Genomic DNA, 16,158 nt, shown 5'->3' on the forward strand with positions numbered 1-16,158 from the left:
GGCGCGCGCTGGGTGGGCGCGCGCCCTCGCGACGGGCGTGCGGCTAGTTTCGGTAGCGGAAGACGATGCGGCCGCGGGTCAGGTCGTACGGGGTGAGCTCCACCAGGACCCGGTCCTCCAGGACGATCTTGATGAAGTTCTTGCGCATCTTGCCGCTGAGGTGCGCGAGGACCTGGTGGCCGTTCTCGAGCTCCACGGTGAACGTGGCGCTGCGCAGGCACTCGACGACCCGGCCTTCGAGTTCGATGCCGCTCTTGCTCTTCGTCATCGGACCAGCTCCAGGTTGCCGCCGGCCGGGCGGGCGCCGATGCGCTCGAACAGCGCCGCGGCGGCGTGGTTGGAGTCGTGGACTTCGGCCCAGGCCGTGTCGTGCCCGGAGCGGTGGAGCGTTTTCAGGGTGTGGGCGAGCAGGGCGCGGGCGATGCCGCGGCGTTGCTCGCCGGCCCGGACCGCGATCAGGCCGATGCGCGGACGGTGCGCCGCCGCGACCCGGAGCAGGCCCAGGTAGCGGTCCGGCGCCGCGGCCACCGTGCAGTGGGAGAAGCCGCCGGGATGGTGGATCACCTCGGCGGGCATCGACTGCCAGCCGGCGGTCGCCTCGACCTCGTCGCGGATGGCGCGGTCCACCGCCCGCAGCAGGTCTTTGTCCGCGTGGTCGGCGGGGACGATCGTCACGCCGGGAGGCGGCGCGACGTCCCGCAGGCCGGTGATCTGCGGGTCCGTGGGGACGGTGTACTCCCGCTCGCGGCGCCGGATCGTGAAACCGGCCCTCAGCCAGCAGGCCGTCAGGTCGGTGTCGGCCTCGTCGACGACCGTGTACAGCGGCGCCGGCAGGTCCGCGAGCATCGCCTCGGCGAGCCGGTCGAAGGTCGCGTCGTGCCAGGCGTCGATGCTGACGAACAGCCGTCCGTCGGGCCGGTGCTCGGCGTAGCCGCGGCCGACCACCAGGTCGTCGTCGAGTGCGTGCCAGTGCCTGTCCGCGACGCGGGTGACCGCGAGGCCGTCCAGGCCCGGCGGGGCAGGTTGCGTGTTCAAGTCTCCTCCAGGAGCGCCTTGATGTCAGGTGCTCCCGGCGAGACCGATCGTCAGCCGCCGGATCGTGAGGAGCTAGGGGAGCACCCATGGGTGACTTCGTTCACGGGGCTCACCTCCTTGTGGCGACTTCACGATCCGCGATGACGGTAGCCGCGGGGGGTTGTTTCGTTCAAACCTTTTTCCGCGGGACGCTCGGTGCGTCAGGGCTGGGACGGGAGGGCCGGGCAGGCCGAGGCGGTCGGCTTGCCGTTGAGGCGGTCGGTGAGCCAGGTGACGGCGTCGCCCTGGTCGAGCAGGAGCGGTGCGAAGTGGTTCAGGAGCGTCTTGTCGCCGAGGTTCGGCAGGTCGACGGGGACGTACCCGACGTTGCCGCCGCGACGGCACCAGTCGACGGCGAGCTGCCGTGCCTGGGTATGCGGGACGATGTCGTCCTTCACGCCGGTCGTCAGCCGGACGGGTCCGGCGGGCTTGAGCCGGCCGAGGCGCTGCTTGTCCAGGACGGCCTGGGCCTGCGGGATGGTGGGGAGGATGTCGCCGATCGGCTTGCCGCTGACGCTCCACTTGCTGCTGGAGGTGAAGCCGTACTTGAAGAGCACGTCGCCCACGCACATGGTCGAGATGTCCTTGAGCGCGGCCTTGCCCGCCGCGTTGATGTTGGCGTCGACGATGCGGCGCAGGGCCGGGTCGGACTGGGCGAAGCCGTTGATCGACCAGCCGAGGGCGCCGACGAGGGCGCTGCCGTCGATGCCCTTCATGACGGCGGTCAGGTCGGCGGGCGGCGCGCCGGCGTAGGTGCCGGCGAGGTGGACGTCGGGCGCGTAGGCCGGCTGGAGTTCGGCGGCCGAGGCGCTGGCGCCGCCGCCCTGGCTGTAGCCGTAGAGGCCGACCTTCGACGTCCGGGTGATGGACGCTCCCGGTACGGCGTGCGCGGCGCGGGCGGCGTCGAGGAGGGCGTGCCCCTCGTCGAGGCGGTTCACGTAGGTGTGGAGCCGGTCGGTGGCTCCGAGGCCGACGTAGTCGGTGACGACCACGGCGGTGCCGGTGGCCAGCAGCCGGTAGATCGCCAGGTCCTCGTAGGCGACGGACATGGTGTCGCCGGTCAGCGTCAGCGGGTGCTGCAGAGCGAAGGACGGGGCGCACTGGTCGCCCTGTCCCATCGTCCCGGAGGCCAGCGCGACGAGCGGTCGGGGCCCGGTGCCCTGCCATGCGGCGGACGGCTCGATGTAGGCGCCGGTGACCGCGACGGGCTTGCCGTTGGAGTCGGTGGACTTGTACATCAGCCGCGTCGCCTTGCCGGGCAGCGGACGGCCGTCCAGGCCGGGCAGGCTCAGCCCGAGCGGCAGCGGCTCGGTGCGGACGAGGGCGCCGTTGGCGGCGGGCAGCGTGGCGGGCGGGTTGTAGAAGACCGGGATCGTGACGCCCCGGGACACGACGGGCGCCGGGCCCGAGGGGGCCGCCAGGCCGGGTGCGGCCTGGACGGTCGCCGCCAGGACGGCGGCCGACGACACGGCCAGCGTCCGGCGCGCCAGGGGTCCGGTTCTCCGCATGCTCGCTCCAGGGGACGGCGATAAGGACTCGCTTACTCTGCCATCTGTTGACAGCGCGTCCTATAAGCGGGGTGCACAATCGGAGCGCTCCATTTCATCCCTGGGTGACATGCCGAAGGCGCGCGCCTGGCGGGCGCGCGCCTTCAGGGGACGGTCCGTCAGGACCAGGCGAGCATGCGGAGCGGGTCCTCGAGCATGTCGCCGACGTCGCGCAGGACGCGGGAGCCGAGCTCGCCGTCGACGATGCGGTGGTCGAACGACAGCGCGAGCGTGGTGACCTTGCGGATCGCCAGCTCCCCCTCGTGCACCCACGGCATGTCGCGGATCTGGCCGAAGGCCAGGATCGCGGCCTCGCCGGGGGTGAGGATCGGGGTCCCGGTGTCCACGCCGAACACGCCGACGTTGGTGATGGTGATGGTGCCGTCGGACAGGTCCGCGGGGGACGCCTTGCCCGCGCGGGCCTTCTCCGTCAGCTCGGTCAGCGCGCGCGCCAGGGCGGGCAGGGACATGTCCTGCGCGTCCTTGATCTTCGGGACGATCAGGCCCCGCTCGGTGGCGGCGGCGATGCCGAGGTTGACGTAGCGCTTGACGACGATCTCCGCGCCGGACGGGCCGTCCGCCCAGGTGGAGTTCACCATCGGGTGGCGCGCCACCGCGGTGAGCAGCGCGCGCGCGACGAGCAGGAGCGGCGAGACCTTGACCCCGGCGAAGTCGGGCAGGTCGCGGAGCCGGGCCACCGCCTCCATCGTGCGGGTCACGTCGACCTGGAGGAACTCGGTGACGTGCGGCGCGGTGAACGCCGACCCCGACATCGCGGTGGCGGTGGCCTTCCGGACGCCCTTGACCGCGATCCGCTCCTCGCGTTCCGCGGCGGCGACGGGCGGCGCCTGCGCAGCCGGGCCGGCCTGGGCGGCGAGGACGTCGTCGCGGGTGATCGAGCCGTTCGGGCCCGAGCCGGTGATCGCCGTCAGGTCGACGCCGAGGTCCTTGGCCATCTTCCGGACGGGCGGCTTGGCCAGCGGCAATCCGTTTTCCACAGGATGTGGACGAACGGGCGGCGCGGGTGCCTGAGGCGGCGCGGGGGCAGGTGCGGGCACCGCTGCCGCGCCGTTCGACGCCTTGCGCGGACGGCGCCTGGTCGTCCCCTCCCTGACTCCGTAGCCGACCAGCACGGGGGTGCGTTTCGGCTGGTCAGGGCTTGTCATGCCGGGCTCGTTGGCGGACGGGGCGCCCTCCTCGCGCATCGCCGCGGACTGCGCCGGCGGCTCGGACACCGGGGTCGCGACGCCGCCCTCGGCCTCGGTGTTCACCGCGATGATCGGCACCCCGACGTCCACGGTCTGGCCCTCGGTGACCAGCAGCTCGGCGACCACGCCCTCGAACGGGCACGGCAGCTCCACGATCGCCTTGGCCGTCTCGATCTCCACGATGGTCTGGTTGACCTCGACGGTGTCGCCGGGCTGGACGTGCCACTTGACGATCTCCGCCTCGGTCAGCCCTTCGCCGACGTCCGGCAGCTTGAACAGTTTCGGGCTCACCGGCGTCACCACGCGAAGGTCCGGTCGACCGCGTCGAGGATGCGGTCGAGGTCGGGCAGGTAGTGGTCCTCGAGGCGGGACGGCGGGTACGGGGTGGAGGCCCCGCCGACCCGCAGCACCGGCGACTCCAGCCGGTAGAAGCACTTCTCGGTGATCCGCGCGGCCAGCTCGGCGCCGAACCCGCTGTACACCGGGGCCTCGTGGACGACGACGCAGCGTCCGGTGCGGTTCACCGAGGCGGTGACCGCGTCGATGTCGAGGGGGTTGAGCGAGCGCAGGTCGATGACCTCCAGCGAGCGTCCCTCCTCGGCGGCGGCGGACGCGGCCTCCAGGCACGTCTTCACCGACGGCCCGTAGGCCAGCACCGTGACGTGCTCGCCGGGCCGGACGGTCTTCGCGCCGTGCAGCGGCGCCCAGCCGGCGGGGGCGGCGTCGACGTCGACCTCGGCCTTGTCCCAGTACCGGCGCTTCGGCTCGAAGAAGATCACCGGGTCCGGGGAGGCGATCGCCTGCTGGATCATCGTGAACGCGTCGGCCGGGTTGGAGCAGGCGACGACGCGCAGCCCGGCGGTGTGAGTGAAGTACGCCTCCGGCGACTCCGAGTGGTGCTCGACGGCGCCGATGCCGCCGCCGCACGGGATGCGGACCACGACCGGCAGCGACAGCTTGCCGAGCGAGCGCATGCCCATCTTGGCGAGCTGGGTGATGATCTGGTCGGCGGCGGGGAACACGAACCCGTCGAACTGGATCTCGCAGACCGGCCGGTATCCGCGCAGCGCGAGCCCGATCGCGGTGCCGACGATGCCGGACTCGGCCAGCGGGGTGTCGATGACACGCTCCTCGCCGAAGTCCTTCTGCAGCCCGTCGGTGATCCGGAACACTCCGCCGAGCTTGCCGACGTCCTCGCCCATGACCAGGACCTTCGGGTCGTTCTCCATGGCCTTGCGCAGGCCGGTGTTGAGCGCTTTGCCCAGCGTCAGGGTCGCAGCGGTCACGACGTCACCTCTTCCTCGAAGGACGCCAGGTAGGCGGCGAACTGCTCCTGCTCCTCGGTCATCAGCGGGTGCTCTTCGGCGTAGACGTGCTCGAACATCGACAGCGGCGCCGGGTCGGGCAGGGCGAGGCAGCCCTCCCGCAGCTCCTTGGCGACCTGCTTGGCCTCGGCCTCGACGTCGTCCAGGAACGCGGTGTCGGCGAGGTCGTTGCGGACCAGGTACGCCTTGACCCGCTCGATCGGGTCCTTGAGCTTCCACGCCTCCTCTTCGGCCTTCAGCCGGTAGCGCGTGGGGTCGTCGGTGGTGGTGTGGGCGCCCATCCGGTACGTGAACGCCTCGATCAGCGTGGGGCCCTGGCCCGTCCGCGCGTTCTCCAGGGCCTTGCGGGTGACGGCCAGGCACGCGAACACGTCGTTGCCGTCCACCCGCAGCCCGGGGAACCCGTAGCCCTGCGCGCGCTTGTACAGCGGGATGCGCGTCTGCTTCTCCAGCGGTTCGGAGATGGCCCACTGGTTGTTCTGGCAGAAGAACACGATCGGGGCGTTGAACACCGAGGCGAACACGAACGCCTCGTTCACGTCGCCCTGCGACGTCGCGCCGTCGCCGAAGTAGGCGATCGTGGCGCCGGCGGACGGCGTGCCCAGCACCCCGTCGCGCTGCACGCCCATCGCGTAGCCCGTGGCGTGCAGCGTCTGGCTGCCGATCACGACGGTGTACAGGTGGAAGCCGTGCTCGGCGGGGTCCCAGCCGCCGTGGTTGACGCCGCGGAACAGGCCGAGCAGGTTCAGTGGCGGGACGTCCCGGCACCACGCGACGCCGTGCTCGCGGTAGGTGGGGAAGACCATGTCGTGCTCGGTCAGCGCGCGTCCCGAGCCGATCTGCGCGGCCTCCTGGCCGAGCAGGGACGCCCAGAGGCCGAGCTCGCCCTGCCGGGTCAGCGCCACGGCCTCCCGGTCGATCCGGCGGACGATCACCAGGTCGCGGTACAGCCCGCGGACCTCGGCGGTGCTCAGCTCCAGCGGGTAGTCGGGATGCTCGACGCGCTCGCCCTCGGGGGTGAGGAGCCTGATGAGCTCGGGTTCTGCGAGCTCGGAGGCGCCTGGCGCGCCGCGCACGGAGTCGATCGTCATTGATGGCACTCCTCGTTCGGGGCCGGTACGCGGGATCGCCGCACAGCCGGCCGATGTCAGCGGCCCCGTCCCGGGTAAGGGACAAAGCCACCAAAGACATCGTGGCAGACATCACACCCGGAGATGCAAGTGCCGCCGCCCTACCTTCCTACCCGCTCTCCCCGCCCCGATCTCCCTACCCCGGCTGCGCGCTTCACTCCCGGGACAGCGCCCGGGTCGCCCCCGCCGCGACGGTCAGGCCGAGGACCAGTCCGGCCGCCACGATCAGGTTGGCCACCCACTGGTAGATCCCGCTCGGCGCGAACTCGACCTCCTGCCCGAGGCTGCCGATCGGCAGCAGCAGGTCCAGCGTGTAGAAGAACGCGTTGAAATGCGGCTTGTGCCCGGTGTCCAGCACGTCCGGCCGGTGGATCGAGAAGACGATCGTCCCGAACGCCAGCAGCCCGACCAGCCAGCTCGCCGCCCGGAACGGCCGGTACCCGTAGCCGACCAGGACGTCCTGCAGGAAGCCGACGACCTTCAGCGGGATGCCCTGCGTGCGGCGCCGGTCGCGGGCCTTGGCGAGCAGCACCGAGCGCCCGTCGGCGTCCAGCCCGAGCGCCCGGTAGGTGGCCGCGAGTCGCTCATACGGCTGCGGGGCGTAGCCGTCGGTGTCGCGGCGCAGCCAGGCCAGCCGCTCGCGCGCGGTCAGCGGCGGCTCGAGCGTCTCGTACTGCAGGCCGTCGAGCTGGAGCCGGTCCGGCCACGTCGCCGCCTCGTCCCGCAGCAGGTTGATCCGCGCGTACGACAGGTCGGTCGTCCCGGCGATCTTGTCCGCCGGGCGCAGCAGCACCTCCTCCGCCTGGACGCGCTGCAGGCTCAGCGCCGTCCCCTGCTCGTGCCGCAGGTGCGCGCCGCGCAGGCTGAGCTGCCCGGTGACGTGCGCCCCCGAGAAGCTGACCGACCCGTGCGCGGTGAACCCGTCCGAGCAGTACACGTCGGTCTCGACGGTCAGGTCGTCGGCGTTCAGCGCGGTCCGCTCCGGCGCCGACAGTTGCGCCCCGACGAACGACAGGTAGCCGCCGACGCGGGCGCCGCGCAGCCGGACCTCGCCCTCCGCGACGAACCCGCCGTCGCAGAACACGTTCGCCGCCACGTCCAGCCGGCTCGCGTACAGCGCGGCGCCGGACGGGTTGTGCAGCCGCGCCCGCCGGAAGATCAGCTGGCCGCCGACCCGCGCGCCGGGCAGCCGGACCTCGCCGTTCGCCGCGAACCCCTGGTCGCAGTAGACGTTCGCCTCGACCGTCAGCCGGTCGGCGAGCAGCGCGTCGCCGCCCGGGTTGGACAGCTGGACGCCCGACATGTTCAGGATGCCGGTGATGTTCGCCCCGTCCAGCCAGAGCCCGCCGGAGATCCGGCTGCCCTCCAGCCACAGGTGCCCGTCCACCCGGGTGCCGGACGCCACCAGCCCCGGCAGCCGGCACCCCATCAGGTGGACGCTGTTCATGCTCGCCCAGTACAGGTGCGGCGCCTCGTCGAACGAACAGGCCGTCAGCGCCAGCGGCACCCGGACCTCGGCGTGCCCGAGGTTCAGCGAGCCGGTGATCCGGGCGCCGCTCAGCCGGACGGCGGCGACCCGTCCCGGCTCCGGCTCCACGGCGCCGACCAGCAGCGCGACCAGCACCTCGGCCCTGACTATCCGGTCATGCCCCCAGTGCGTCGCGAACCCGGGATCATCACGGGCGGGATCGCCGGTCGACAGGTCCACGGATTCGCCGCTCGGGAACGCCTCCCACAAGAGGCGCTCCGAAGGGGTCAGGTCCTCGATGTTCATCGGACGGCTCCGGGAGGGTGCGGGCGGGGTGCGGACAGGGGGATGCGTGGGTCGCGCGAGCCAATGGTGCCGTACGCTTCAGGATCGTAAGCAAAAGCGCAGATCAGTGAGGGGGCGACCGTGGCGCGTGTCGTCGTCGACGTCATGCTCAAGCCGGAGATCCTCGACCCGCAGGGCCAGGCGATCGCCCGGAAGCTGCCGCAGCTGGGTTTCGACGGCGTCGTGGCCGTCCGGCAGGGCAAGCGGTTCGAGGTCGAGCTCGAGGGACCGGCCGACGAGGCCGCGCTGGAGCGGGTCCGCCGCATCGCCGAGACCCTGCTCGCCAACCCGGTGATCGAGAACTTCGAGGTGCGAGTGCTGCAGCCGGAGGGCCTGGAACCGGACGTTCCAGACGCCCTGGAAAGCCGTCCCGAAGGCCTGCCCGAAGGGCTCCCCGAGGGGTCGCCCGCCGAGTCGCCGCAGGTCGAAGAGGGTCCGGTGCCGCCCGAGGGCCTCCAGGGCGACGCTAAAGACCCGACAGTATAGCGGTTACGAAAGATTCCGGCGGGGAAGTCTTAGCTGCGTCGAGTCGTCGAGCACGCTCCGGGACCGGGGGGCCCTGCCGGAAGGCCCGGGGCATGACTACGAGGTGTCCGGGGTGGATATGGAGTTCGCGCTCGCGCTGCCGCGCGAGGCGCCGAGCATTCCGGTGGTACGCCGGGTGGTGGGGGACGCGCTGCGGGGGCTGGGCGTCGCCGAGGACTGCGTCGCCGACATCCTCGTCGCCGCCTCCGAGGCGTGCACCAACGCCGTCCAGCACGCCCGCGCCTCCGGCGACTACCGGGTCGCCGGCCGGGTCGGCGACGGCACCTGCCGGCTGGAGATCGAGGACGGCGGCCACGGGCCCCGTCCCGTCCCGCACGTCCCGCCGGAACCGGGAGTTCTGAGCGAGTCCGGGCGCGGGATCACTATCATGCGAGCGCTGGTGGACGATCTGGACATCGACCGCACGCCCGACCGCGGCACCGTCGTTCACCTGCGAAAGCGCCTGACCTGGCGGGACGGGGCGCTGCTCGGCGGCCTCGAGCGCCGGCTCATGCACACGGCCGGGTAGATTGGTACGCGCGCGGGGGGATTGTGCGACGCGCGCAGCGGTGATCGGCGGATGAGACCGACCGTCCCGGCCGCACCTCATTTCGGAGGAACAGAACAGATGGACGCTGCCCGGGTGGGGGTCATCACCTTCCCTGGTTCCCTGGACGACAAGGACGCCGCGCGCGCCGTGCGGCTGGCCGGCGCCGAGCCGGTCGCCCTCTGGCACGCCGACCACGACCTGCGGGGGGTCGACGCCGTCGTGCTGCCCGGCGGGTTCTCCTACGGGGACTACCTGCGCGCCGGCGCGATCGCCCGGTTCGCGCCGCTGATGACCGAGCTCGTCGCGGCCGCGAAGGCGGGGCTGCCGGTCCTCGGCATCTGCAACGGCTTCCAGGTGCTCTGCGAGTCGCACCTGCTCCCGGGGGCGCTGCTGCCCAACGCGGGGCTGCACTTCGTCTGCCGCGACCAGCGGCTGCGCGTCGAGAACGCCGGCACCGCCTGGACCTCGGAGTACACCGAGGGCCAGGAGCTGGTGATCCCGGTCAAGAACGCGGACGGCCGCTACACCGCCGACCGCGAGACCCTGGCCGAACTGGCCGACTCCGGCCGGATCGTCGCCCGCTACCTCGACCTGAACCCCAACGGCTCCCTCGACGACATCGCCGGGATCTGCAACGAGGCCGGCAACGTGGTCGGGCTCATGCCGCACCCCGAGCACGCCGCGGAGTCGCTGACCGGGCCGTCCACCGACGGGCTCGGCTTCTTCACCTCGATCGTCAAGAGACTGGTCAACGCATGAGCGAGCAACGGCCCCACTCTTCCGGCCGGGCGGCGCGCGACGCCGAGCACGACGAGCCGTCGCTGGACTGGCTGGACGAGCTGAAGTCCGACGCCGACGACCCCGAGCTGCAGCCGGTCGACCCGTCGGTCACGCAGGCCTTCGAGGCGATCCTCGAGGAGGACCGGTCCAACTCGCCCGTCGCGTCGCCCGGCCCGTCCGGGACGCCCGGCCCGTCCGGTGCGGAGCCCGTGCCGCAGGGCCCGTTCACCGGCCCGCTGCCCGTGCTCGACGACGACCAGACCGCCGGACGCACCGCGCCCGCGGTCCCGGCCGGTCCTGTCGTCCCTTCGGACGACCTGGCGCGCGCGCTGGCCGAGGAGGGCGTCGCCGTCCCCTTCCCGCCGCACGCCGACCCCACGCTCACCACGCCCGACCCGGGCGAGTACGCGGCGTTCCCGCCGCCGCCCGCGGTCCCGCAGCGCGTCGCCGGTACCGGCCCGCTGCCCGCCCTCGGCTCCGGGACGGGCCCGCAGCCCGCCGTCGGGCCACAGGGAGCGTCCGGCGCATGGCAGGGCCCGGGCGCGAGCCCGCAGCCCGCCGGCGGCCCCGGGACGGGCCCGCTGCCCGCTTTGAACCCGAACACCGGCCCGCTGCCCCCGGTCGGCCCGTTCACCGGCCCGCTGCCCGCCCTCGGCTCCGGGACGGGCCCGCTGCCCGCCGTGAGCCCGGGCACCGGCCCGTTCCCCGCCGTCGGCCCGTCCGGCACGGGCGCGTTCCCGGCCGTCGGCTCCGGCACCGGCCCGCTGCCGCCCGTCGGCCCCGGCACCGGTCCGCTGCCCGCCGTCGCGTCCGGCACCGGCCCGCAGCCCGGCGTGGGCTCCGGCACGGGCCCGCAGCCCGCCGTCGGCCCGAACACCGGCCCGCAGCAGGCCGTCGGCTCCGGCACCGGCCCGCAGCCCGCCATCGGCGGCCCCAACACCGGCCCCCAGCACGCCGTCGGGTCCGGGACGGGCCCGCAGCCCGCCATCGGCGGCGGCGCCCGGCTCGCGATCGAGTCGTCCCTCAAGGTCGACGCCCGCACCGACACCGTCGCCATCGCCGCCGCCTCGCCCGACCGCCCGCAGCCGTACGCCGAGCTGGGCATGAACGACGAGGAGTACCAGCGCGTCCGGCACATCCTCGGCCGCCGCCCCACCTCCGCCGAGCTGGCGATCTACTCGGTGATGTGGAGCGAGCACTGCTCGTACAAGAGCTCCAAGGTCCACCTGCGCCAGTTCGGCGACAAGGCGCCCAAGACCGACAAGCTGCTCGTCGGCATGGGGGAGAACGCCGGCGTCGTCGACATCGGCCAGGGCTGGGCGGTCACCTTCAAGGTCGAGTCGCACAACCACCCGTCCTACGTCGAGCCGTACCAGGGCGCCGCGACCGGCGTCGGCGGCATCGTCCGCGACATCATGTCGATGGGCGCCCGCCCGATCGCCGTCATGGACTCGCTGCGCTTCGGCCCGGCCGACGCCCCCGACACCCAGCGGGTGCTGCCCGGCGTCGTCGCCGGCGTCGGCGGCTACGGCAACTCCCTCGGCCTGCCCAACATCGGCGGCGAGACCGTCTTCGACGCCTGCTACGAGGGAAACCCGCTGGTCAACGCCCTGTGCGTGGGCGTGATGAAGCACGAGGACATCAAGCGCGCCGTGGCCCCCGGCCCCGGCAACCAGGTGATCCTTTTCGGCGCCCTCACCGGCCCGGACGGCATCGGCGGCGCGTCCGTCCTGGCGTCCGCGACGTTCGATGAGGAGTCGCACGCCAAGCGGCCGTCGGTCCAGGTCGGCGACCCGTTCATGGAGAAGCTGCTCATCGAGTGCTGCCTGGAGCTGTTCCGCGAGGACCTCGTCGTCGGCATCCAGGACCTCGGCGCCGCCGGCGTCTCCTGCGCGACGACGGAGCTGGCCGCCGCCGGCACCGGCGGCATGCACGTCGACCTCGACGCCGTCCCGCTGCGCGACGCGACCCTGCGCCCCGAGGAGATCCTCATGAGCGAGTCGCAGGAGCGCATGATGGCGGTCGTGTCGCCCGACAAGGTCGACCGCTTCATGGAGATCTGCGCCCGTTGGGAGATTCCCGCCACCGTCATCGGCCAGGTCACCGACACCCGCCGCCTCGTCATGACGTGGCGCGGCGAGACGATCGTCGACATCCCGCCGGTCACCGCCGCCGACGAGGGCCCCGTCTACGAGCGTCCCCTCGAACCGCCGAAGGACCTCGGCGCCCTGCAGTCCGACACCCCGGGCCGGCTGACCCGCCCGTCCAACGGCGACGAGCTGCGCCGCACCGTGCTGTGGCTCGCCGGCTCCCCGAACCTCGCCAGCAAGACGTGGGTGACCTCGCAGTACGACCGGTACGTGCTGGGCAACACCGTCCTCGCCATGCCGGAGAACGCGGGCCTCGTCCGGATCGACGACGAGTCGGGCCTCGGCATCGCGCTGTCGCTGGACGGCAACGGCCGCTACACCCGGCTCGACCCGTACGCGGGCGCGCAGCTCGCGCTGTCCGAGGCGTACCGCAACGTCGCCGCCACCGGCGCCCGCCCCCTCGCCGTGACGAACTGCCTGAACTTCGGCTCCCCGGAGGACCCGGGAGTCATGTGGCAGTTCGCCCGCGCCGTCGAGGGCCTCGCGGACGCCTGCCAGTACCTCGGCATCCCGGTGACCGGCGGGAACGTCAGCTTCTACAACCAGACCGGCACCACCCCGATCAACCCGACGCCGGTCATCGGCGTCCTCGGCGTCCACGACGACGTCCGCCGCCGCGTGAACATGGCGCTCACCTCCGACGGCGCCACGATCGCGCTCCTCGGTGAGACCCGCGAGGAGTTCGGCGGCTCCGAATGGGCGCACGTCGTCTACGGCCACCTCGGCGGCCTGCCGCCGCTGGTCGACCTGAAGGCGGAGGCGGCCCTCGCCTCCGTCATGGTCACCGCGATCCGCGAGGGGCTGCTGACGGCCGTCCACGACCTGTCGGACGGCGGCCTGTCGCAGACCCTGGTGGAGGCCTGCCTGCGCGGCGGGCTCGGCGCCCGGATCTCCCTGCCCGGCGACCCGTTCGTCACGCTGTTCAGCGAGTCGGTGGCCCGCGCGATGGTCGCGGTCCGTCCCGGCGGCGAGGCCCGTCTGGCGGCCCTGTGCGAGTCGGCGGGCGTCCCGGTCAGCCAGATCGGCGTCGTCGGCGGCGACTCGCTGAACGTCTCCGGCCGCGGCCCGGACGGCGACCAGCAGGAGCTGTTCACCATCCCGCTCGTCGAACTCCGCGAGGCCAACGAGCGCATGCTCCCGAGCTACGCCAACTGACCCACTGAGGACGCCCCCGATTCCGGGGGCGTCCTCTCTCATGGATCGCATGGCCCATGCGATCCGAACCGCCACAACGGCCGACGCCGCCGCGATAGCGCGCCTGCACCTGTCCTCGTACCGCGCCGCCTACCGTGGCCTGCTTCCGGACGGATTCCTCGCCGCGTACGACCCCGCCGAACGCGAGCGGCGATGGCTGCAAAGACTCCGCGACCCCGACCGCACGTGGCGGCAGGGCCTCGGGTGCGCACTCCACTCCCACGCCCTCGATGCACTCACCGTCCGCGGCTTCCGAAGCGCCACCCTCTGGGTCCTCGACGGCAACCAACGCGCCTGCGCCTTCTACGAGGCCACCGGCTGGACGCCCACGCGCGAAACCCGCCACCGCCGCGAATCGACCCCCTAACCTACGGATGTGAAGGAGACCGTGACATACGTCGAAATGACCGACCCCGACCAGCTGAACGCGTCCGCCTCCGTCCCTGGCCTGGCCCTGCAGCCCCTCGAACGGTCCTCACCCCTCGTCCCCGACATCCTCGCCCGCGTCGGCACCCCCTACGGCTGGAGAAGCGCCCGCCGCACCCCCGACGGATGGCAGACCTGGCACGCCGAGAACCCCCGTCGCACATTCGCGCTGCTGTCGCTCGACGGCGAACCCGCGGGCATCGTCGCCTACGACCCCCACGACCACGAGGTCGAGATAAAGAGCTTCGGCCTGCTCCCCGATTTCATCGGCAAAGGCCTCGGCGGCTACGCGCTGACTTTGGCGATCCGGCGTGCCTGGGAACTGTCCGCCACGGCCGCCAGGGTCTGGCTCCACACTTCCTCCTTCGACCACCCCAACGCCCTGCGCAACTACCACCGCCGCGGCTTCCGCACCTACAAGACCGAAGAAACGACCCGAGACACGCCCTGATGATCCGGGTGACCTTGGACGCCGCCGCCGACCCATTGCCCATGCTGGTCCTCCAGGCCGACACGTGGGAGCTGCACATCCGCGCCTCCCTGACGGACTTCTCCCGCCTCACCGCCATCCGCCGAGCGAACTGGGACGAGCGCCGCTCACTGCAGGTAGGAACCTGCGCCGGCACACCGGTGTTCTGGGCCGCCGCCGACGACGACCACGCAACGATCCTGATCGGCCAAGACGACGAAACCTGGGACGCGGCCCTACTCGTCCCCCAGACGACCATCGACGAAATCGTCGCCCAGACCCGCCCCTAAGCCATAACCGAATCGGGATACTTCCGAGTCATGGTGCTCCTCCTGTCCAACTCCATCGCAGAAGCCAGGACGATCCGCCTGCGCGACCTCGAAAGCGCCCCCAGCGCCCTCGACGGCTACCCGCACAAATACGTGGTGATCGCCCACAAATCGTGGCTACGGCGAGGCCGCGAAATCCCGACGTTCTGCGCGGCCGTAGAACGCCTGGAGCCGAAAGGATGGGAGCCGGTGTCGTGGAACCTGGGTGCCCGCCGCTCCACAGTGGTTCTCCGACGCAACGCCCCCGACCCGAGTTAGCTAGCCCCACGTCACCTCGAGGTGGCCGCTTGGGGGACTCCGAGTGCTGAAACGAGCTTGCTGAAGCCCTCCTCGACGAACCCGCCCGTGGTCTCGAGGGCTCGACTGATGAGTGCGGCATCCGCCTGGCAGCCGGCTTCGGCCGACCATTGAGCCGCGCGGCGGGCGACGTCCTCGGCGGGGCCGCACATGCCGGCGAGCGCGGAGCGGACGAGTTCCCGTTCCCGAAGGTAGTCGGGATGTCCGAGCCCGTCCGCACGCTGGGCCGATGACCTGCACCGCGTCCGAAGCAGTTCACCGCGATCCAAGATCATCCGCCCCCGTGGCCGTGCGGCGTAGCCGCTGTTGTTTCCCCCACCTCCCCCCCGGCCCCCGACGAGACCTGTACTGAGCGGCGGACGGGTTCTGTCAAGGGTGGCCGTAGGCCATCACGTAGTGACGCCCGAAGGGCGCCCTTGATTCTCAATGGAGTTGTCAAGGTGGGGGGCGGCTCGTGCCGCGGTTGGGATCGTGTGATGGTTTCGGTTTGTCCGCCCCACCTTGGACCGCCCGAGGACGTTTTTGGAGCTATGCGGCGTTGGCGAGCGGCGGTGCCGGCTGGTAGCGACGGTGGTCGCGGATGAGGGCCCACAGCACGTTCAGGCGCCGTCGGGCGAGGGCGAGGACGGCTTGGTTGTGGCGCTTGCCCTCTCGGCGTTTTCGCTCGTAGAAGGTCTTGGATTCCGGGCTGTATCTTGCGCTGATCTGGGCGGAGATGAAGAAGACGCGTTGGAGGGTGCGGTTGTAGCGCTGGGGTCGGTGCAGGTTGCCGCTGACCTGTCCAGAGTCGCGGGCGGCGGGAGCCAGGCCGCCGTAGGCGGCGAGGCGGTCGGGGGTGCCGAAGGCGTCCATGTCGCCGCCGGTGGCGCGGATTGCGGCCGGAGTCTGGAAGCCGGTGAGTAGCACGACCGGGCCCTGGTTGACCAGGTGCAGAGCGCGCTCGAGCGCCGGACAGATGCCCAGCAGTTGGGCACGAAGCCGATTGATCAGGCGGGTCCGGTCGCCGGTCAGGTCTTGGCGGCGGGCGACCAGGAGTCGCAGTTCGGCGATCACCTCGTCGTCGATGTGAAGCTCGGGCAGGTCGCGGCGCATCCGGGCTTGGTCGGCGATGATTGCTGCGTCGCGGGCATCGGTTTTGCCTTCCCCGCGGTAGCCGTCGGCCGCTCGGTTGATCTTGTGTCCGGAGATGTAGAGCACCTGCTGTGCCTGGCCGACTAGATGAATGAGTCCAAGGGTTCGCCTGCGGACATGGGGCGAGGGCGTCCAATGTCAGTGTGTGAAGACAGACCTAGACACCCTCGCAACGGCACTCTATGCCCGGATCGACGACGAGTTGAAGGC

Annotated in this window: 15 protein-coding genes and 1 pseudogene; 8 read left to right on the forward strand and 8 right to left on the reverse strand. The window is 71.9% G+C overall.

Annotated elements, in window-relative coordinates; translation table 11 throughout:
• Positions 1-43: 43 nt before the first annotated feature.
• The 7 genes from infA to F8568_RS01965 all read right to left on the reverse strand — a co-directional run bounded on the left by infA (position 44) and on the right by F8568_RS01965 (position 8,058).
• Positions 44-268 carry a translation initiation factor IF-1 gene (infA, locus tag F8568_RS01935; RefSeq protein WP_151590512.1) on the reverse strand — a complete coding sequence of 75 codons (225 nt, stop codon included), beginning with the start codon at positions 266-268 and terminating at the stop codon, positions 44-46.
• On the reverse strand, positions 265-1,035 hold the full coding sequence (locus F8568_RS01940) for a GNAT family N-acetyltransferase (protein ID WP_151590515.1): 771 nt from the start codon (positions 1,033-1,035) through the stop codon (positions 265-267). Before F8568_RS01940 ends, infA begins: the two co-directional genes overlap by 4 nt.
• Before the next feature lie 200 nt (positions 1,036-1,235).
• Positions 1,236-2,582 (reverse strand): lipase family protein, encoded by a 1,347-nt coding sequence (locus F8568_RS01945; protein ID WP_151590519.1) that lies wholly within the window; start codon positions 2,580-2,582, stop codon positions 1,236-1,238.
• A 158-nt stretch (positions 2,583-2,740) separates the two neighbouring features.
• Entirely contained in the window at positions 2,741-4,120 is a 1,380-nt protein-coding gene (locus F8568_RS01950; protein ID WP_328600675.1) for a dihydrolipoamide acetyltransferase family protein, read from the reverse strand.
• 5 nt (positions 4,121-4,125) lie between these two features.
• Positions 4,126-5,115: an alpha-ketoacid dehydrogenase subunit beta gene (locus F8568_RS01955; RefSeq protein WP_151590527.1), complete on the reverse strand. Its 990-nt coding sequence runs from the start codon at positions 5,113-5,115 to the stop codon at positions 4,126-4,128.
• Positions 5,112-6,245, reverse strand: a complete 1,134-nt coding sequence (gene pdhA / locus F8568_RS01960) for a pyruvate dehydrogenase (acetyl-transferring) E1 component subunit alpha (protein WP_151590530.1) — start codon at positions 6,243-6,245, stop codon at positions 5,112-5,114. Before pdhA ends, F8568_RS01955 begins: the two co-directional genes overlap by 4 nt.
• A 193-nt stretch (positions 6,246-6,438) precedes the next feature.
• Positions 6,439-8,058, reverse strand: a complete 1,620-nt coding sequence (locus F8568_RS01965; protein WP_151590532.1) for a hypothetical protein — start codon at positions 8,056-8,058, stop codon at positions 6,439-6,441.
• A 120-nt stretch (positions 8,059-8,178) separates the two neighbouring features.
• On the opposite strand from F8568_RS01965, the pseudogene purS reads away from it, so the two are divergent.
• From purS to F8568_RS02005, 8 genes and pseudogenes are all read left to right on the forward strand, one after another.
• A pseudogene (gene purS, locus F8568_RS47635) lies at positions 8,179-8,415 on the forward strand (phosphoribosylformylglycinamidine synthase subunit PurS); the annotation flags it as partial.
• 271 nt (positions 8,416-8,686) lie between these two features.
• Positions 8,687-9,151 (forward strand): ATP-binding protein, encoded by a 465-nt coding sequence (locus F8568_RS01975; protein WP_328600676.1) that lies wholly within the window; start codon positions 8,687-8,689, stop codon positions 9,149-9,151.
• A gap of 99 nt (positions 9,152-9,250) precedes the next feature.
• Positions 9,251-9,931, forward strand: a complete 681-nt coding sequence (gene purQ, locus F8568_RS01980; protein ID WP_151590537.1) for a phosphoribosylformylglycinamidine synthase subunit PurQ — start codon at positions 9,251-9,253, stop codon at positions 9,929-9,931.
• Entirely contained in the window at positions 9,928-13,257 is a 3,330-nt protein-coding gene (gene purL / locus F8568_RS01985; protein ID WP_202124361.1) for a phosphoribosylformylglycinamidine synthase subunit PurL, read from the forward strand. The genes purQ and purL overlap by 4 nt, the downstream gene beginning before the upstream one ends.
• Before the next feature lie 49 nt (positions 13,258-13,306).
• Entirely contained in the window at positions 13,307-13,663 is a 357-nt protein-coding gene (locus F8568_RS01990) for a GNAT family N-acetyltransferase (protein ID WP_160573471.1), read from the forward strand.
• 21 nt (positions 13,664-13,684) lie between these two features.
• The gene (locus F8568_RS01995) at positions 13,685-14,173 is read left to right on the forward strand and encodes a GNAT family N-acetyltransferase (protein WP_328600677.1); all 489 of its coding nucleotides are present in this window, start codon (positions 13,685-13,687) and stop codon (positions 14,171-14,173) included.
• Positions 14,173-14,481: a hypothetical protein gene (locus tag F8568_RS02000; RefSeq protein WP_160573472.1), complete on the forward strand. Its 309-nt coding sequence runs from the start codon at positions 14,173-14,175 to the stop codon at positions 14,479-14,481. The genes F8568_RS01995 and F8568_RS02000 overlap by 1 nt, the downstream gene beginning before the upstream one ends.
• 30 nt (positions 14,482-14,511) lie before the next feature.
• Positions 14,512-14,778 carry a hypothetical protein gene (locus tag F8568_RS02005; RefSeq protein ID WP_151590548.1) on the forward strand — a complete coding sequence of 89 codons (267 nt, stop codon included), beginning with the start codon at positions 14,512-14,514 and terminating at the stop codon, positions 14,776-14,778.
• A gap of 567 nt (positions 14,779-15,345) precedes the next feature.
• On the opposite strand, the gene F8568_RS50125 is transcribed toward F8568_RS02005, so the two are convergent.
• A complete protein-coding gene (locus tag F8568_RS50125; RefSeq protein ID WP_328600680.1) occupies positions 15,346-16,041 on the reverse strand; it encodes an IS110 family transposase in 696 nt (231 codons plus the stop codon).
• Positions 16,042-16,158: the final 117 nt, after the last annotated feature.

Source organism: Actinomadura physcomitrii (assembly GCF_008923205.2).
GTDB classification, from domain to species: domain Bacteria; phylum Actinomycetota; class Actinomycetes; order Streptosporangiales; family Streptosporangiaceae; genus Spirillospora; species Spirillospora physcomitrii.

Coding starts and splice junctions, on each gene's coding strand:
- F8568_RS02005 (WP_151590548.1), top strand. CDS start 14,512: ATGGTGCTCCTCCTGTCCAACTCCATCGCAGAAGCCAGGACGATCCGC.
- infA (WP_151590512.1), bottom strand. CDS start 268: ATGACGAAGAGCAAGAGCGGCATCGAACTCGAAGGCCGGGTCGTCGAG.
- purQ (WP_151590537.1), top strand. CDS start 9,251: ATGGACGCTGCCCGGGTGGGGGTCATCACCTTCCCTGGTTCCCTGGAC.
- F8568_RS01945 (WP_151590519.1), bottom strand. CDS start 2,582: ATGCGGAGAACCGGACCCCTGGCGCGCCGGACGCTGGCCGTGTCGTCG.
- F8568_RS01965 (WP_151590532.1), bottom strand. CDS start 8,058: ATGAACATCGAGGACCTGACCCCTTCGGAGCGCCTCTTGTGGGAGGCG.
- F8568_RS02000 (WP_160573472.1), top strand. CDS start 14,173: ATGATCCGGGTGACCTTGGACGCCGCCGCCGACCCATTGCCCATGCTG.
- pdhA (WP_151590530.1), bottom strand. CDS start 6,245: ATGACGATCGACTCCGTGCGCGGCGCGCCAGGCGCCTCCGAGCTCGCA.
- purL (WP_202124361.1), top strand. CDS start 9,928: ATGAGCGAGCAACGGCCCCACTCTTCCGGCCGGGCGGCGCGCGACGCC.
- F8568_RS01990 (WP_160573471.1), top strand. CDS start 13,307: ATGGCCCATGCGATCCGAACCGCCACAACGGCCGACGCCGCCGCGATA.